The organism is Lysinibacillus sp. TE18511, from assembly GCF_054062295.1.
The window spans coordinates 20,119-37,832 of record NZ_JBSSFD010000017.1 but is presented as its reverse complement, the minus strand read 5'-3'; the positions used below and the strand labels follow the sequence as shown (position 1 = coordinate 37,832).

The window sequence follows — 17,714 nt, the reverse complement described above, 5'->3', positions numbered from 1 at the left end:
TATCTCTTCAATCAAAAAATGAAATAACATTCACAATGAATCCTTTTCATTTGCTTCAACAGATGTATTTACAAGAAAACTTTATTTCAAAGAAACAGCATATAAAAAGGGTTACGCCTGTATCAGCGTAACCCTTTTTCATATCGTACTATAATAACTATTTAGATTCTTTTTCAGTATCTTCAGCGTTATCTTTTTCTTCTTTACTTTCTTTAGCTGCTTTTTCTTCAGCTTTTTTAGCTTCTTCTTCAGCTTTTTTAGCTTGTTCTTCACTTGTTGTTGAAAGGTCCGCTATAGCTGCTTTGAAATCTTTATCAGATGTTTTTACATCAGCATCCTTCGCTAGATTTGCAACGATATCTTTAAGGATCTGCTTATCTTCACCTGTATTCGTTAACTTAGCTAGCATTTGTGAACTAATATTATCTTTTTCTTCTTTATATGAGCCAACATCTTTTACATCACGCTTGTCCGTAATTTCAATAATGTGGTAACCGAAGCTTGTTTTTACAGGCTCACTTAATGTATTTAACTCTAGGGCATAGGCAGCATCATTAAATTCATCTACCATTGTGCCAACAGAGAACCAACCTAGCTCTCCGCCTTTTTCAGCAGAGCCAGTATCAGTTGAGTATTCTTTTGCTACATCCGCAAAAGGAGCGCCACCTTTAATTTTGGCAATGACTTCGTTAGCTGTTTTTTCATCTGCCACTAAAATATGACGACCATTTAACTCTGTTTTCATTTGTTCATAATATTTTTTTACATCTTCTTCTTTAATAGCTTTATCTTTTAAAGCCTTTTCTTGAAGAAGTTGGAATCGTAAAGTTTCTTTAAAGCTTTCTTCAGTTAAGCCACTTTGTTGCAGAACTTGGTCAAAGTTATCTCCAAATTGTGTAGCCATATTGTCATAAGCCTCTTGGATTTCTTTATCTGTTACTTCATATTTATCAGCTAATAATTTCTCAGACACCATTTGTTGTATTACAAATGAGCCTGTTAAAGTTTTTGCTGTTTCATTAAAGTCAGCAACTGAAATGTCGCCTGCCTTTGAAGTAACAACTGTTTCTTTGTCTTCTCCGCTACAAGCACCAAGTGCTAATACCGAAGCAGCTAATGTTACAGATAAAACTGTCTTTTTCATAGTAGATATTCTCTCCTAACGTGGTTTCGTCCATTGCTTACTATAACATAAACGTATTAAAAACAAAATGGTTCCCCCCTTGAGTATAGCCTATAATTCAAATTTTGAAGCGCATAGGATATAGAAAAGAAAGGGGGTGAAGTTATGGGCAGCGGAGGATACGGCGGTGGCGGCGGCGGCGGCTATGGTTCAGGCTCAAGCTTTGCTTTAATAGTTGTGTTATTTATTTTATTAATTATTGTCGGTGCAGCGTTCCTATATTAATTGATAAAGTAAAACTTCATTCTGAGGGGACTTCATTTCCCTCTTCCTAAAGGATAGAGGAACACAAGCTAAAACCTTCACATCCTGTGAAAATGCTTGTGTGACCAACATCCTGGTGGCCCGAACCAATCGGGCATTTACTGGAAGTCGCTCCCAACCTAACTACTCTCGTTTACCCCTAGCAGTTTGAAGTCTAGTCTTACTGTCAGTTATATGTGGGGGAAAATGAAAAAAAGCTAAGGGTATCTCCTTAGCTTTTTTTAACAATATAGGCATTCGCGCCGCACGCTTAAGGTCACGTCCAGAAAATAAGATTGGTCAGAACGCGTTGTTACATGTGGTGTCAAACTTACACCATGCAAGTGGACGGGCCGTGGATATACTTTTCTTTCTAACTATACTGCATATAAAATTTCGATATAGAATGAGACAAGTAAAATTGTAATAAGTATATTTATAGTTCGGAATATTTTTGGATGTTTTTCTTCGGGAATTTCACGTCGCATGCACAGTGCATATGTCATGCGGTTGATTTGAAATAAATAGAATACCGAGAATAGAACTACAATCATTAATAGCAAGTCTATTCCTCCCCTCTTTCAGTATTAATAGCATATCAAAAAACGTCAATAAAACACAAGTACAAGCAATTTAGTGAATAGTGGGTGGCACTAAAATTTCATAGCCCTTTGGTGTTTCTTCAATTTGGGAGTCTTTAGGTGAATTTGATAAATATTTCACATACAAAATATCAATTAAACATAGACTACAATGGTAAGCTAAAAGCAATGTACCATAATGGGTATACGCAGGGAATAGCAGTGTCCCTATTAAAATGCTTGTATTTATAACAATAAATGGCGTGAGTAAAGCTAAAATATAACGATTTTTCGATAAAGGTTCATGAATACGCATGTGTAGAACAGGAATAACATAAAATTGGGTACGCACACGCAATTTTAAATGCTGACGTAAATCATACAATGCTAGAAAGTGAAAGAATTTATGAATTGGATAAAGTGCTAATATAGCAATAACAAATAGCCAAAACAAATGATCTGTATAGTGCTCGTCATTAAATAAATTAAATGTCACATAGGAAAGAGAAAAGACGGTTAAAAAAACAAATACAGCCATTATTATAATACGTGTTGTTCCGTAATGATGTTCTAGGTTTAAAATTTTCCAACAATGCATAGTTTATCAACTCCTAAATAGAACGGGTCCTATTTAATGTAAATTGATTTTTGTTAGAATGCAAGAAAAAGGAGGTATCTCAGAAATTTCTGAAATACCTCTTTTAGCATGTATTTTAACTGCTTTCAGCGGAAGTCAGTAATTTGCCGAGTAACTGCCCCTAAAAGCCCGTTTGGCTCTCACTTTCATCCCTTTACAGTTGAACGTTCTTCCATTGTGTCAAAGGAATCACGGAAGTGTTGGAAGGAACGCTCAAAGATGTCGATGAAGTCCTCTCCATATATATTGCGAATAACAGCCATAACATCTAAAAATTCTGGGAAGCGACCATATAAGTCTTTTAAAGCTAACGAGCCTTCGAGCACAGAATGATAAGTATTATGATAATTACTGTTCATTTCAACAATAAGTTCTGTACCTGCTTCTGTTAACTCGACATACGTATTACGTTTGTCGTCATCCCGCTTTGAAAACTTTAGGAATCCACGCTCTTCTAACTTCTTTGAAAAATTAAAAGCTGTTGAAACGTGCATAACCCCAAACTTTGCTACATCGGAAATTGAAGCCCCTTTTAAATGATACGAAATCCATAAAATGTGATGTTCGTTAATATTTAAATCGTAGGGTTTAATCCATTGCTGCCAATCTTTTTCAACCGCTTTCCATAAGGCTTTTGATAATTGCGCAATTCTTTGACTATAAAGCATCGCTTCTTTTTGAGTATATAATTCCTCTGACAAAGCCATCACCTACTGCTTTCTTTAACATTTTAAAAATATTATAGCAATAAAGAAAAAAAGTTTAAAGTTAGAAAAATTAAAAAATTGAAAAGTGGTTAAAAAATGATATTATAGCAATTATTTTTAATAAAAATATAGATTTTTTTGATGGTTTAGAAGGACTTTAGTCTCTAACTTTTTCTTTTGATTTTTTCCCATTTTCTGTGATTTGCGCGACATTCTTCTCGATTTCGTTTATTGAATTCTGTAATGCTTCTATTTCTTGTTGTAAGTTATTCTTTGATGGCTCGATTTCTTCTGCAAATGTAGTAATGGTTTGTTTTAAATCATTTACTATTTGTGGTATATTATTTTTCACTTCATTTGTTAGTGAATTAACAGAATGTTTCACTGTATCTACTTGCTGCTTTACATCTAAAAGTTTGTCCTTTGTACTTTCAGCATTTGCACGCAAATTAGCACGTAATTGCTGTCCTGATTGAGGAGTTGAAAAAAGTACAGCGATTGTCCCGCCAACGATCCCAGCTGCTAGTCCAAATAAAAATGGTTTTGCTTTCATATCGAATACCTCATTTCTGTAATTGTCATGTGTTATCTACTATTAAACCATGAAATGCTCATATACAAAAAGAAAAAAGAAACTAAACGAGTGATTTTGTATCACGGTTTAGCTTCCTTTGTTAGATTAAAGTGCGTTTTCTAGCACCTTTTTATTACATTGAAATAGCTGTATTGAATTTAGAACGTTTCACTAATTTTGTAACTATTGGATAAATAATTATAAAAGCGATGACATTAAATGCCACAGCAGGTAATACAACACCTACAAATAGAACAGTGAATGTTGCACCAACATTTGCGTTGAACACAAAAAGTGCTACTGCTAAAAAGACAGTTCCAGATAAAATTGTTCCTAAACCAACTAAGCCAGCCGATACTATGAAATTGTTTACCAATTTTTTTAGTACAAGTAAGGCAATTAAAAAGACAAAACCTGTAACTGCTTTATCGATAATATTGGGAACAAGACCGGCAGGAAACGTTGTAAACAATCCTGAAAGTACACCTGTTACTAAAGAAAGTAAAAACGTTTCTTTAACAGTAGGGAACAATAAAATGCCAATAAACATCATTGTTAGCATGAAATCAGGCTTCATGCCGTTTACCATACCTGGTGTAACTACATAAAGGGCAGCACCGACACCAACTAAAAGTGCCATTAATACTAAATTCTTTGTATTCATTTCTAATCTCTCCTCGACTATGCTAATCTTTTTTTGTCTCCTAACGTGTCCTCATGACCGTTAGCGAAACTTATTTGTGATTGTACGCTATAAATCTTTAAATTGCAATACAAAATTCTGACAATTTAGCTTTCTACAGCGAGTGTTTTCTGTAGCGAAAGCAAAGCGACAGCTACAATTATGCCGAGGCATAATGGATGTGATACTCCTGCCAATTTTTTGAAAAGCCTGGTTTTTAGCTTTATTGATAGCTTGTTTTGAAATCCCTAGTTTTTTTGAAATTTCTTCTTCCGTTACATCGTTGGTTTGACAACGTTTTAAGGCTAGTTTACTGGCTGCAACGTGTATAAAATCCTGAATAAAGATTTCTCTAAAAAACGTTTATTAGCTATAAATGTAAAATCAATTTTTGTCATAAACAGAACAAAAATTGATAAAATTCAAAAATATTCATCGTCAAACGTTTTGGGTGATAAAATCGTGGGCACTGAAAAACAAAAGAAATTCATTTTTATAAATCTATCTTATATTGGGTTTAGAAAATTAAAAAAGTCGATTTGCACCACTTTTTTGTGGAAGATCAACTTTTTCAGTATGGTTTGAATATAATCTCAATATTTTCGAATCCCTTATAATTTTCAAAAAAGCTCCGTATAGTCATTATAGGAAACTTCAGTAGTAACAGTATTTTTCAGACTTTTATCAATTTTTGTTCAATTATCAACAAAAATTAATTTTGAAATTAGTATCGTGAATGATAAGTTATGAATATACCGGTGAAAAAATTAAAAAGGGGGTATTTAAAATTGAATAAGAAAATGTATTTATTTTCTTTAAAGGAACACTGCCCTCTGGAATTGAGTTTACTTTTGGGGTCCCTCTATATACTAATGAATTTAGTGAAGACGATACTTTTGAATGGGTCATAATTGATTCCGAACTACAAATAAAAGAAAATATAATATTAGACTAATACCTGGACCTGAAGCAGCAAAACAATGGTTTGATAACAATACATCAATACATGTTACATTAGATGAAAATAATAATTTAATTTTTAATACTGGCTCTGAAATAATGACGCGTGGTGCAATAGGGTGTGCAACTGCAATAAGTGTAGCAATTGTAGGTAACATGTTTAGTATCACAAAAATAACAAAAATAAAGTGGGCTATCCAAAAGCTTGGTGGTATTTCGAAAGCTGCAAAAGAAATAGTAAAGTGGTACGATAAATATCGTGTAGGTGGACACTCAAAAACTAGTGCAATGTACAAAGCAATGGATAAAGTATCAGAAGGTCTAGCTTCCGATGTAAAAGGTGCATTACTAGATTTTCTAGGTATAACAGCAGTAATGGCGGCTTGTTTTGAATAGGAAAAAGAACGGCAAAATAGCCGTTCTTTTTTAGTTTTGACACCAAATGATGACCACCTTAAAATGATTATGTAAATTAAAATTAAACTTTCAAAAAAGGGATGATTGTAATGATTGGATATATAATGTTTTTCTTATTATTGTTTTTCTCAATTATGAAATTTTATAAAAGTAGAGCTCTTTTTAAGCTGCTTTCAAAAAAAGAATGGTTACAGTACATTGTAGGATTTTTATTCGCTTGGATTGTTGCTGCTATAATAATTATTGGTGGTTCAAAACTAACGAATAGTATTCAAATAGGTTGGTTAGATAATATTTTGACGATTATAATTATTTTAATAGGATTAGTATCTGCTGGATTTATTATGAATAAAACTTCACCAGGAAAATTAAAAAAATTTTACACGTGATGTTGAAATTAAAGACAGTTGGGTTAGCAATTAATCAGTTATCGTTAGCATATTTATCTCCGCATCTTTACCCTAGAGATGAACGAGCTAAAACAATCGTATCAAAGTCTATGTTTGTAAATTATTTTGTGATTATAATTGTAATTGGAATATTGATGTTTATTTTTAATACAGATGGGATTTTAAAATTAAATGTATATGAAGTATTGAATTTGCTAGTTACAATTTATATTTCTTCTATTTCATTAATAATGGTTTATTTTTCAAAGAAAATTTAAAACTTAAATTGCAATTACAAGTTGAACACTTTTTTTCAAAAAATCGCAATAAAATATTAAAAACAGCTAATATATTAGCTGTTTTTTTGTTTAAGTATAAAAAATCCTAATTTAGCTATTAAATATGAAATAAATATAAACATTAACGTAATTGATATTACGTATCCATCCAACGCTAAATCATATCCAGCTGGAACTAACATTTCTGGATTGATAAAAAATAAATTGAAATTAATAATGGGATAATAATAAGTCCATATGCGATAATATCTTTATTATTCATTACTCCTCATTAAAACATTGTTATAAGAACATGATTAGATTATATCGTGAAATCCTTAAAGCTAGTGGCTATCTTGAACTAGAATATCCATTATTGAAGGTTAGCTTTAATGCTTTCCGCAACTTCAGTTAATTGCTCGGGTGTATATTTTTGTGTTTGCCAATTTAAGTCCAAGCCTTCTTTTTCATCGTAACGCGGAATAAAATGTAAGTGGTAGTGGAAAACAGTTTGACCAGCTGCAGCACCATTATTATTAATTGTATTCAGTCCAATTGGATTAAAAGCAGCTTTAATAGCATTTGCAACTTTCGGTGCTACTGCATATAAATTGCTAGCCACAGCCTCAGGCATTTCGAATAGATCCTTGCAGTGATGTTTTGGAATTAATAGTGTATGGCCTTTAGCTACAGGTGAAATGTCCGTAAATGCATAGACATGTTCGTCTTCATAAATTTTTGTACTTGGAATAGATCCATCAATGATTTTGCAAAATAGGCAATCGCTCATTCGAAAATTCCCCCTTATTTTATATGTAAATACATTCTATCATACTCATAACTGTATCATTTGCTAATTTTTGATAAAATATAAACAAGAAGAGGAGTGAGGGCATGACGGTATTAGAAGTACAACATGTGACAGGTGGTTATACAAGAAAGCCTGTAATTAAAGATTTATCATTTACGATTGAAAAAGGAGAGCTTGTTGGCTTAATTGGCTTGAACGGTGCTGGTAAAAGTACGACGATTAAGCATATTATCGGAACGATGCTTCCAAAAGAAGGAGACATTCGTTTAAATGGTGTGACGTTAAAGGAAAATACGGACAAGTATCGTACAGCATTTTCCTATATTCCTGAAACACCTGTATTATATGATGAGTTAACATTACGTGAACATTTAGAATTAACCGCAATGGCTTACGGGCTAGATGAAGCAACACTTGCAGCTCGTTCACAATTATTATTAAAGGAATTTCGAATGGAAAAACGACTGAATTGGTTCCCATCTCATTTCTCAAAAGGGATGCGTCAAAAGGTTATGATTATGTGCGCCTTTTTAGTCAACCCGAGTCTTTACATTATTGATGAGCCTTTTGTGGGACTCGACCCGCTTGGCATTCAATCATTGCTTGATCAAATGGATGAAAAGAAAAAAGAGGGCGCTTCTATATTAATGTCCACACATATTTTATCGACCGCTGAAAAGCATTGTGACCGCATAATTTTATTGCACGAAGGACGTGTGCGAGCACAAGGGACAATGGAGGATCTACGCAAGGCATTTGCGATGCCACATGCGACATTAGATGACTTATATATTGCAATGACAAAGGAGCGCGACCATGAAGAACTTGCGTGATGTATGGTCCACTCGCTTCATGCATTATATAGGTGAAGTGCAAAAATATATGCGATTTATTTTTACGGGGCATATAGCGATTGTACTAGTATTTCTTATTGGAGCAGGGGGCTATCAATATAGTGAATGGCTGAAAATTGTTCAGCCTGATTTTCCGGCAGAGGTAATAATTGCAGTGGTAGTTGGGATTTTACTAGCATTTAGTCGTCCAACTTCACTTTTGAGAGAGCCTGACCAAGTGTATTTATTACCTTTAGAATCAAAAATGTCACAGTATTTTAAAAAGGCATTAGCGTGGACGTTTTGGTCACAGGTTTGGGTTGTGGCAATTGTTTATATCGTTAGTATTCCTTTATTAAAAGCTGTTACTGAATTAACAACATTTGAAGTTTGGGCAGTGTTCTTCCTTATTATTATATTGAAGTATTTGAGCGTTCAGGGTGAATATAGCTATCGTTATAGTGAACGTGGTCAAATGATTTGGGTGGACAGGCTAATTCGAGCTGTTATCTTTGGTGTTGCTGTGTACATGGGGCTTCATATGCAACTTCTTTTAGCGATTGTTGCAGTGGCTATTATGTGTGTGTATATTGTCATATTTAGAAAAAAATGTGCTGGTGAGCCTGTGCCGTACGAGCATTTTGTGAAGCTAGAACAAAATCGCATGATGAGTTTCTATCGTTTTGCTAATTATTTCACAGACGTTCCACATTTACGTGGCAGCATCCGTCGTCGTGGTTGGCTTGACTGGCTTTATAAATTTGTGCCATACAAGAAGGGCAATGCTCAAAAGTACTTGGTGTTCCGGACATTTGTGCGTACAGACGATCATTTTTATTTATGGCTACGCTTAACAGCAATTTCAGCTGTTATTGCAGCTTTTGTAGATATTCCTGTAGTTACGTGGATTGTTGCAGGTGCATTGAGTTTTGCTACAACGATACAGCTAAAGCAGGCATTATTATCAAGTGGTGAATTCCGCATGGACATGCTTTATCCATTACCAGATGATGCGCGAAAGGTTGCGGTCAAACAAATTGTACGTCTCGCAATGATTGTTCAAGCTATTATTGTTGGTCTATGTGGGGTCACACAGCCAATGTTTTATGTAACCTTCATTATAATTTTGGTTATAAGTGAATTGACTGCTAAGATCTCAAAAGCTTAATAATATGGTTAATTTCGCCTTATCACCAAAGGTAGATGACATTTTGCTAAAACGTATGCAATGTGAATAAGTTGATTGGAGTGGAGACTGGACGCCCCCAGGAAAGCGCTCAGTCGGAACGGAAATCAACCCACGTTATGGTGATCAGCAAATTATAAAAGCTCATTTCTCCAATTCTTTGATTGGAGAAATGAGCTTTATTTTTTATTCTACAAATTGATAGTCTAGTGCGGCTGTTAATAATACTTTTGCCGCTACGAGCATACCTTTTTCATCTATATCGAATTTTGGATGATGATGTGGGGCATATTCAGCTGGTTCAGCTCCGGTAAAGAAGAATGTACCTGGCTTTTCTTCTAAGTAGTAAGCGAAATCTTCGGCCCCCATAGTTGCTTCAATCTCTGCCACATCGCAAATATCCTGTGCAATATTACGCACGAATAGTGTTTCCTTTTCATGATTCACAACTGCAGGGTAGCCACGACGATAATCAAGTTCAATTGTACAATCATGGGCAATTTCTGTACCTTGGATAACCCGTTTAAACTCACGCTCCATCGTTTCACGAACATCCTTATTAAACGTTCTAATTGTTCCATTTAAATAGGCTGTATCGGCAATAATATTGTCGGCATTAGATGCTACGAATGAACCAACTGATAAAACAGCCGATTCCGTCGGATCAACTCTACGAGCGACAAGTTGTTGTAAATTCATCACAAGTTGAGAGCCAATAACGATAGCATCCTTTGTTTGATGTGGATGAGCACCGTGACCACCCTTACCTTGAATTTTTATTTCAAAACTATCAACAGCGGCCATCGCCGGACCTACACGGTAACCAATCATACCTGTTGGATGGCTGGAAGATAGATGTGTACCAAAAATAGCATCGACTCCGTTCAAAGCTCCAGCCTGTACCATACCAATCGCACCACCTGGATCAGCCTCTTCGGCATGCTGATGAATTAAAACATATTCTCCAGTTAATTCATCGCGCATTTCCCACAAAAGCTTACCGATAATTAATAAAGTAGCTGTATGACCATCATGCCCGCAAGCATGCATTACGCCAGGCACAGTTGATTTGTAAGGTACATCTTTTTCATCTTGTATAGGAAGTGCATCAAAGTCTGCTCGTAAAGCAATCGTTTTACCAGGCTTGCTTCCTTTAATCCGTGCAATCAGACCATAACCACTGACATTAGCTTCCACTGGCACGCCTAACTTTTTATAAAATTGAATAATATAGTTTGCAGTTTCTTGCTCCTGAAAGCTTAGCTCCGGATGCATATGTAGATGACGGCGAATAGCCACCATTTCATCAAAATGTGCATCAACCTTTTCACGTAGATGTTGGTTCATAGTAAACCTCCTTAAACAGAATGTATTACCAATATAATAGAAGTGAATACTCGCGCGTGCTGGGAGAATATCCGCGGAAGAGGAGCAAATATCCGCGCTCCTGGAGGGAATATCCGCGGAAGAGAAGCAAATATCCGCGCTCCTGGTGGGAATATCCGCGGAAGAGGAGCAAATATCCGCGCTCCTCGTGGGAATATCCGCGGAAGAGGAGCAAATATCCGCGCTCCTGGTGAGAATATCCGCGGAAGAGGAGCGAATACCCTCAAGCTTAAAAAACTAAGCTTCGTCTTCTTCCTTCGGGGCAACACTATAGGTTGTGACATAGGAAGCTGCTGAGAAAATATTTTGCTGATTCACACCTGTTGGCTCTTTACGTTCTGCGTGCGCTGATGTAAAGGCCTTTGAGCTTTTCCATGCTTCGAATGAATGAGGACCGTTCCATTGTGTCATTACAATATATGTTTCACTATTTATTGGACGTAGTAGTCGAAATGCTACAAAGCCTGGCTCATCTTCTATAGCACGTGCTCGATTTAAAAAGCGATGTTCAAAAACTGGTCGACCTTCATCGGTAACGGGAATATTGTTGAAGACAAAGAAGCCGCGTTCTTCTAAATTATTTACTGAATCTAGTACTTCAAACTTCCGTGGTGTTGTAAATACAGATTTCCCTTCTGTTTCATGTATAAGCACAGAGTTTCCTTCTCCGTGTATTAAAATCATCTTCTCGTTTGGATATTTATTTTTTAACTGTTCTAAAAAATCACCTGTACCAGAAGTTAAATAAATATACATAAATTTGCCCTCCTTATAAATGTTCAAAATATAGTGTGATTATCTCCATTTAAGTGTAAGTCTAACGCTTTGTCAAAAAAGAATGCTCTTAGAAAGAACAATTTTATGACATTTCACTAGGAAAACTATACAATAACAGAGGAAGCGTTTACTATTGAAAACGGATATCAATAATAACAGAATAAACAAGAGAATTTTACGATATGAATTTTATCGAGGGGAAGGAACTATTCATGACAACTTTTAATGATTCACTTCTACGTGCTGCACGAGGGGAAAGAACGGAGCATACACCAGTTTGGTATATGCGACAAGCAGGACGCTCTCAGCCAGAATATCGTGCAATTAAAGAAAAGTACTCCTTAGAGGAAATTACACATCAACCTGAGCTTTGTGCGTATGTAACGCGTTTACCGGTTGAAAATTACAATGTTGATGCAGCAATTTTATACAAAGATATTGTAACGCCTCTTCCTGGTATTGGTGTAGATGTAGAAATCAAAGCAGGCGTAGGTCCTGTCATTTCAAACCCTATTCGATCAATCGCTGATATAGAAAAATTAGGTGAATTCAATGCGAAAGAACATACACCATTCGTATTAGAAACGATAAAAATGTTAACAGAAGAGCAGCTGAATGTACCACTAATTGGTTTTGCTGGGGCACCATTCACACTTGCAAGCTATATGATTGAAGGTGGCCCTTCAAGAAACTATAATAAAACAAAGTCATTTATGGTATCAGAGCCTCAAGCTTGGTTTGCATTAATGGACAAGTTAGCTGACATGATTATTTCTGATGTTTCTGCCCAAGTCGAAGCGGGAGCAAAAGCTATCCAAATATTTGACTCTTGGGTCGGTGCTTTAAATGTTGAAGACTATCGTGTATTCATTAAGCCGATTATGACACGTATTTTTGCTGAGTTGAAAAAAGAAAATGTGCCACTAATTCAGTTTGGTGTTGGTGCAAGTCATTTAGCGAAAGAGTGGAATGATTTACCAATCGATGTTGTTGGCCTAGATTGGCGTTTACCAATTAAAGAAGCACGCATAAACGGGATTACAAAACCAGTTCAAGGTAACTTAGATCCATCGCTATTACTTGCTGATTGGTCTGTTATTGAGAAACGTACGAAAGATATTATCGATCAAGGTTTAGAAATGCCTGGACATATCTTTAACTTAGGTCATGGTGTATTCCCAGAGGTAGACCCAGCAGTGTTAAAACGTTTAACGGCACTTATTCATGAATATAGTGCTCAACAAATCCAAGCACGTTCTTAAATAATGTAGAAGTGACCAAGGTTTTATCCTTTTCTATGAATGATGTTCTGATTTCATCATAAGAAAGGGTGCTGTCCAATCTGATGAATTGGACAGCTTCTTTTTGTCACATTAGTATATGAGAAAAAATTTAATTTTAACTATTTTTAGAGGTGAAAAAGTTAATGAAAGAAATTAAAGGCTTATTAGTAATGGCATACGGAACACCCTATAAAGAAGAAGACATCGAACCTTACTATACACATATCCGACACGGTCGCAAACCATCAGAAGAGCATTTAGAAGATTTACGTAGTCGTTATGAAGCAATTGGTGGTTTATCGCCACTTGCGGCTGCTACAAAAGCACAAGCCGAAGCTTTATGTGCACGCTTAAATGAAGTACAAGATGATGTGGAATACAAATTATTTATCGGTTTAAAGCATATCCACCCGTTCATTGAGGATGCTGTCGAAGGAATGGTAGCAGAGGGGATTAAAGAAGCGGTTTCTATCGTATTAGCACCTCATTTCTCAACGTTCTCTATTAAATCATATAATGGCCGTGCAGCAGAAGCGGCTGGAGGTCGTTTAACATTTACGTCTGTGGAATCTTGGTATGATGAACCAAATTTCATTGAGTATTGGAAAATTAAAGTGAATGAAACATTTGAAGCAATGTCTGAGGAAGAACGCGAAAAAGCATGTTTAATTGTGTCTGCACATTCACTTCCAGAGAAAATTAAAGAGTTAGGCGATCCATATGAGGATCAATTAATTGAGACAGCTCGACTAATCCAAGAAGCGACAGGTGTAAAAAATGTAGAAGTTGGCTGGCAATCAGCAGGACAAACACCAGAACCTTGGATCGGTCCAGATGTTCAAGACTTAACGCGTGAACTATACGAGCAAAAGGGTTTCCGTTCGTTCGTTTACACGCCAGTGGGCTTTGTAACGGAACATTTAGAAGTTTTATATGACAACGATTTTGAATGTAAAGTTGTTTGTGATGAACTTGGCGCGAACTATTATCGTCCAGCAATGCCAAATACACACCCATTATTTATTGATGCAATGGTTGATGCCATTCATAAAAAATTAAGCTAAGCGAAAAGAAAGTGATGATGTTGGTGACTCAGAAAAGACGTAAGGTAGTTGTTGTAGGCGGTGGCATTACTGGCCTCACAGCTGCATTCTATTTGCAAAAAGAAGCACGCGCAAAAGAATTGCCGTTAGATATCGTACTTGTCGAGTCGTCATTACGTCTTGGCGGAAAAATACAAACACTGCGAAAAGATGGCTTTATTATTGAGCGCGGGCCAGAATCTTTTTTTGATCGTGAGAACTATGTATATGCTCTAGCAAAAGATTTAGGAATTGAACAGGAATTGATTACAAGCAATGCAGGACCGAATTATATTGCTGTTGGTAGTAAATTATATCCAATTCCGAGTAATCTTTTATCTGGGGCAACACCGCTTATCTCGTCATTCATTACATCAGGTTTGTTTTCACTCAGCGGTAAAGTCCGTGCAGCGGGTGATTTTTTCATCGCCCGTTCTGCACAAGATGATGATCAACCATTAGGGCAATTTTTTAGAAGAAGATTCGGTGCTGAAGTTGTGGAAAATCTAGTAGAGCCATTACTTGCAGGAACATTTGCTGGTGATATTGAGCAGTTAAGCATGCGTTTAACATTCCCGCAGCTCTACGGATTAGAACAAAAATATCGTAGCCTACTGATTGGTATGAAAAAGTCTGGTACGAATTTTTTAAGTAACCATCGCATCTCGAAAGATAAGGGGATTTTTCAAACATTTAATAATGGTCTTGAGACACTTATCGAAAAGCTTGAAGAATCACTACTTCCTGGGACAGTTATGAAGGGTGTTAAAGTTGAAGAAATAGAACATGGTAAAGATGGTACTGTCCAAGTTGTGTTAAATAATTTTACACAATTAAAAGCAGATGCTGTTATTATTGCCACACCATTTAATATGGCAGAAAAAATGTTCAACAAACACCAGCTATTAAATGAATTGAGTACGATGAAGGCAGCAACTATTGCTACTGTGACAATGGCCTTTAAAAAAGACCAGTTAGGTGATTTAGATGCATTATCATTTTTTGTCTCTCGAAATAGTGATTTTTCAATAACTTCTTGCACTTGGATTAATCGAAAGTGGCCTGGCACAACACCAAATGATTACGTGCTGTTACGTAGTTATATTGGACGAGTGGGTGATGAGACAATTGTAGCGTTATCTGATACTGAAATTGAAAAGACCGTCTTGCAGGATTTAATGAAAACAATTGGTGTAAATGGAACACCGTTGATGACAGTAGTTTCCCGCTGGAAAAATGCCATGCCACAGTATACGGTAGGTCATGAGGCGATGATAGAGCGTGTAAAGCAAGAATTACAGGAACATTTCCCGACTGTTAAGCTCTCAGGAAGTTCCTTCGAAGGAATATCTATACCAGAGTGCGTTGAGCAAGGTAAGAACGTTGCTAATGAAATATTAATGGAAATGTTTATGTGATTATATAGATTAAAAATTACCACTAGGTAGTACAAACTGAAAATATAGTTTGTACTACTTTTTTTATCGATGGATACAATAGAACAAACGGATAGAAGATATGAATTGTTAGGTGTATGGACTAACCATTTTTATTCATTTGTAGGATGAGAAAGTTTAAATCCTCCGATGATCTCAATTAAAAAACTGGGAAAGTAATTGACTTTCCCAGTTTAGCCATCCTTATAGAGAAGGCTAACAAAAGTACAATCTGTTATGAAATTCGGTGACAGGACCAAACAATACCACCGGAGTTAGCTCCTCCAAGAGTAAGTCCTACTGTTAAACCATTAGCATTGTAGAATAAATCAATGGTATCGCCTGCATTTAAATTAACTTCTCCAGCCAATGTTACTGTGCCATTACCAAGAATAGCGCGTAAAGTTAATAAGGTTACAGCTACATTTAATACAGGGAATAACCCGCTTATTAAATTTGTTGCAGTGTTTTGACGAATAGCAAATGATGGATTAATACTTGCCCCTAAACCTACGGAAATTGCTGCGGTTGTTGAATAGTTAATGGTAGCTTCAAAAGCGTATCTTCCAGTTGTAGGGACAGTGAAAACTCCAGTCATTGGATTGAATGCTGGTGTTGTAAAATATGGAGATGCAACACTCCAGTTAGTGATTATAGAAGAACTGTTTACAGATATAGCATTCGCAAATGCTGAGAATCCTTCTGTAAATGCTGGCCCAGTAGGTCCAGTAGGTCCAGTAGCCCCGGTAGCCCCAGTAGCCCCAGTAGCCCCGGTAGCGCCAGTAGCCCCAGTAACGCCAGTAGGTCCGGTAACGCCGGTAGCGCCAGTAACGCCGGTAGTGCCAGTGTCTCCAGTAACGCCAGTAGCCCCGGTAACGCCGGTAGCGCCAGTAGCGCCAGTAGCGCCAGTAGCGCCAGTAGCGCCAGTGTCCCCAGTAACACCAGTAGGTCCAGTAACACCAGTAGCCCCAGTAACACCAGTAGCTCCGGTAACACCAGTAGCGCCAGTGTCCCCAGTAACACCAGTAGCCCCGGTAACGCCAGTGCCCCCAGTAACACCAGTAGCCCCGGTAACGCCAGTAGCGCCAGTAACACCAGTAACGCCAGTAACGCCAGTAACGCCAGTAGCCCCGGTAACGCCAGTAGCGCCAGTGTCCCCAGTAACACCAGTAGCCCCAGTAGCGCCGGTAGCCCCGGTAACGCCAGTAGGCCCAGTAACGCCAGTAGCCCCAGCAAGTCCAGTGACGCCGGTAGCGCCAGTGTCCCCAGTAACACCAGTAGCTCCGGTAACGCCAGTAGGCCCAGTAACACCAGTAACGCCAGTAACGCCAGTAGCCCCGGTAACGCCAGTAGCGCCAGTGTCCCCAGTAACACCAGTAGCCCCGGTAACGCCAGTGCCCCCAGTAACACCAGTAGCCCCGGTAACGCCAGTAGCGCCAGTGTCCCCAGTAACACCAGTAGCGCCAGTAGCCCCAGTAACCCCAGTAGGTCCAGTAACACCTATAGCCCCGGTAACGCCAGTAGCGCCAGTGTCCCCAGTAACACCAGTAGCCCCGGTAACGCCAGTGTCCCCAGTAACCCCAGTAGGTCCAGTAACACCAGTAGGTCCAGTAACGCCAGTAGCGCCAGTAACGCCAGTAGCCCCGGTAGCGCCAGTGTCCCCAGTAACACCAGTAGCCCCGGTAACGCCGGTAGCCCCAGTAGCGCCAGTAGGCCCAGTAACGCCAGTAGGCCCAGTAGCGCCAGTAACGCCAGTAGCGCCAGTAACGCCAGTAACGCCGGTAGCGCCAGTGTCCCCAGTAACACCAGTAGCTCCGGTAACGCCAGTAGGCCCAGTAACACCTGTTGCCCCAGCAAGTCCAGTGACGCCGGTAGCGCCAGTGTCCCCAGTAACACCAGTAGCTCCGGTAACGCCAGTAGGCCCAGTAACACCTGTTGCCCCAGCAAGTCCAGTGACGCCGGTAGCGCCAGTAGCCCCGGTAGCGCCAGTAGGCCCAGTAACACCTGTTGCCCCAGTAGGACCTGTAATTCCTCCGGTAGGTCCGGTAGGTTTAACAGGCCAAATAGGACAGCCTGGAACAGGACCACCTCTACAACAACATGGGAATGTATTACATTTACTGCAAACTCTATCTATAAAATTTCCAAAATGCATTGTTTCACCCCCTCTCTCAAATAGCGTATTCATAGAGAGAAAAGGAGAAATAGTCAGTTATCTACTTGGTTATGCAAAATATATCGAGAGGCAATAAAAGAATTTATTAATCAC

Annotated in this window: 19 protein-coding genes; 8 read left to right on the top strand and 11 right to left on the bottom strand. The window is 37.8% G+C overall.

Annotated elements, in window-relative coordinates; all coding sequences use genetic code 11:
• Positions 1-157: 157 nt before the first annotated feature.
• Positions 158-1,144: a peptidylprolyl isomerase gene (locus tag ACVWXS_RS13760; RefSeq protein ID WP_456958613.1), complete on the bottom strand. Its 987-nt coding sequence runs from the start codon at positions 1,142-1,144 to the stop codon at positions 158-160.
• Positions 1,145-1,288: 144 nt separating this feature from the next.
• Between ACVWXS_RS13760 and ACVWXS_RS13755 the strand changes: the two genes are divergently transcribed.
• The gene (locus ACVWXS_RS13755; protein ID WP_083227091.1) at positions 1,289-1,408 is read left to right on the top strand and encodes a YjcZ family sporulation protein; all 120 of its coding nucleotides are present in this window, start codon (positions 1,289-1,291) and stop codon (positions 1,406-1,408) included.
• A 395-nt stretch (positions 1,409-1,803) separates the two neighbouring features.
• On the opposite strand, the gene ACVWXS_RS13750 is transcribed toward ACVWXS_RS13755, so the two are convergent.
• The 6 genes from ACVWXS_RS13750 to ACVWXS_RS13725 all read right to left on the bottom strand — a co-directional run bounded on the left by ACVWXS_RS13750 (position 1,804) and on the right by ACVWXS_RS13725 (position 5,725).
• Positions 1,804-1,989, bottom strand: a complete 186-nt coding sequence (locus tag ACVWXS_RS13750) for a hypothetical protein (protein WP_068986019.1) — start codon at positions 1,987-1,989, stop codon at positions 1,804-1,806.
• A gap of 70 nt (positions 1,990-2,059) precedes the next feature.
• The gene (locus tag ACVWXS_RS13745; RefSeq protein WP_456958612.1) at positions 2,060-2,605 is read right to left on the bottom strand and encodes a DUF3267 domain-containing protein; all 546 of its coding nucleotides are present in this window, start codon (positions 2,603-2,605) and stop codon (positions 2,060-2,062) included.
• 185 nt (positions 2,606-2,790) lie between these two features.
• Entirely contained in the window at positions 2,791-3,351 is a 561-nt protein-coding gene (locus ACVWXS_RS13740) for an HTH-type transcriptional regulator Hpr (protein ID WP_068986017.1), read from the bottom strand.
• Positions 3,352-3,508: 157 nt separating this feature from the next.
• Entirely contained in the window at positions 3,509-3,904 is a 396-nt protein-coding gene (locus tag ACVWXS_RS13735) for a YtxH domain-containing protein (protein WP_456958610.1), read from the bottom strand.
• Between the two features lie 154 nt (positions 3,905-4,058).
• Complete coding sequence (locus tag ACVWXS_RS13730; protein ID WP_456958608.1) at positions 4,059-4,589, bottom strand: tryptophan transporter; 531 nt, start codon at positions 4,587-4,589, stop codon at positions 4,059-4,061.
• A 923-nt stretch (positions 4,590-5,512) separates the two neighbouring features.
• Positions 5,513-5,725 carry a hypothetical protein gene (locus ACVWXS_RS13725; RefSeq protein WP_456958607.1) on the bottom strand — a complete coding sequence of 71 codons (213 nt, stop codon included), beginning with the start codon at positions 5,723-5,725 and terminating at the stop codon, positions 5,513-5,515.
• On the opposite strand from ACVWXS_RS13725, the gene ACVWXS_RS13720 reads away from it, so the two are divergent.
• Positions 5,724-5,963 carry a hypothetical protein gene (locus tag ACVWXS_RS13720; RefSeq protein ID WP_456958605.1) on the top strand — a complete coding sequence of 80 codons (240 nt, stop codon included), beginning with the start codon at positions 5,724-5,726 and terminating at the stop codon, positions 5,961-5,963. The two genes, ACVWXS_RS13725 and ACVWXS_RS13720, sit on opposite strands and share 2 nt — an antisense overlap.
• A gap of 110 nt (positions 5,964-6,073) precedes the next feature.
• A complete protein-coding gene (locus ACVWXS_RS13715; RefSeq protein WP_423472618.1) occupies positions 6,074-6,373 on the top strand; it encodes a hypothetical protein in 300 nt (99 codons plus the stop codon).
• A gap of 651 nt (positions 6,374-7,024) precedes the next feature.
• On the opposite strand, the gene ACVWXS_RS13710 is transcribed toward ACVWXS_RS13715, so the two are convergent.
• The gene (locus ACVWXS_RS13710) at positions 7,025-7,441 is read right to left on the bottom strand and encodes an HIT family protein (RefSeq protein WP_402985356.1); all 417 of its coding nucleotides are present in this window, start codon (positions 7,439-7,441) and stop codon (positions 7,025-7,027) included.
• 104 nt (positions 7,442-7,545) lie between these two features.
• Here ACVWXS_RS13710 and ACVWXS_RS13705 point away from each other — a divergent pair, with 104 nt between their 5' ends.
• The gene (locus ACVWXS_RS13705) at positions 7,546-8,295 is read left to right on the top strand and encodes an ABC transporter ATP-binding protein (protein WP_068986013.1); all 750 of its coding nucleotides are present in this window, start codon (positions 7,546-7,548) and stop codon (positions 8,293-8,295) included.
• Positions 8,279-9,463, top strand: coding sequence for an ABC transporter permease (locus tag ACVWXS_RS13700; RefSeq protein WP_456958602.1), 1,185 nt, complete (start codon positions 8,279-8,281; stop codon positions 9,461-9,463). The genes ACVWXS_RS13705 and ACVWXS_RS13700 overlap by 17 nt, the downstream gene beginning before the upstream one ends.
• A 204-nt stretch (positions 9,464-9,667) precedes the next feature.
• On the opposite strand, the gene ACVWXS_RS13695 is transcribed toward ACVWXS_RS13700, so the two are convergent.
• Both ACVWXS_RS13695 and ACVWXS_RS13690 read right to left on the bottom strand, forming a co-directional pair.
• The gene (locus ACVWXS_RS13695; protein ID WP_427420492.1) at positions 9,668-10,828 is read right to left on the bottom strand and encodes an amidohydrolase; all 1,161 of its coding nucleotides are present in this window, start codon (positions 10,826-10,828) and stop codon (positions 9,668-9,670) included.
• Positions 10,829-11,104: 276 nt separating this feature from the next.
• A complete protein-coding gene (locus ACVWXS_RS13690; protein ID WP_368637086.1) occupies positions 11,105-11,623 on the bottom strand; it encodes an antibiotic biosynthesis monooxygenase family protein in 519 nt (172 codons plus the stop codon).
• Positions 11,624-11,856: 233 nt separating this feature from the next.
• On the opposite strand from ACVWXS_RS13690, the gene hemE reads away from it, so the two are divergent.
• The 3 genes from hemE to hemY all read left to right on the top strand — a co-directional run bounded on the left by hemE (position 11,857) and on the right by hemY (position 15,427).
• On the top strand, positions 11,857-12,906 hold the full coding sequence (gene hemE, locus ACVWXS_RS13685) for a uroporphyrinogen decarboxylase (protein WP_456958600.1): 1,050 nt from the start codon (positions 11,857-11,859) through the stop codon (positions 12,904-12,906).
• A 164-nt stretch (positions 12,907-13,070) separates the two neighbouring features.
• On the top strand, positions 13,071-13,991 hold the full coding sequence (gene hemH, locus ACVWXS_RS13680; RefSeq protein WP_374965310.1) for a ferrochelatase: 921 nt from the start codon (positions 13,071-13,073) through the stop codon (positions 13,989-13,991).
• 14 nt (positions 13,992-14,005) lie between these two features.
• Complete coding sequence (hemY, locus tag ACVWXS_RS13675; RefSeq protein ID WP_456958662.1) at positions 14,006-15,427, top strand: protoporphyrinogen oxidase; 1,422 nt, start codon at positions 14,006-14,008, stop codon at positions 15,425-15,427.
• A 253-nt stretch (positions 15,428-15,680) separates the two neighbouring features.
• Here hemY and ACVWXS_RS13670 read toward each other — a convergent pair whose 3' ends face one another.
• On the bottom strand, positions 15,681-17,600 hold the full coding sequence (locus ACVWXS_RS13670) for a beta strand repeat-containing protein (protein WP_456958598.1): 1,920 nt from the start codon (positions 17,598-17,600) through the stop codon (positions 15,681-15,683).
• Between the last annotated feature and the right edge of the window lie 114 nt (positions 17,601-17,714).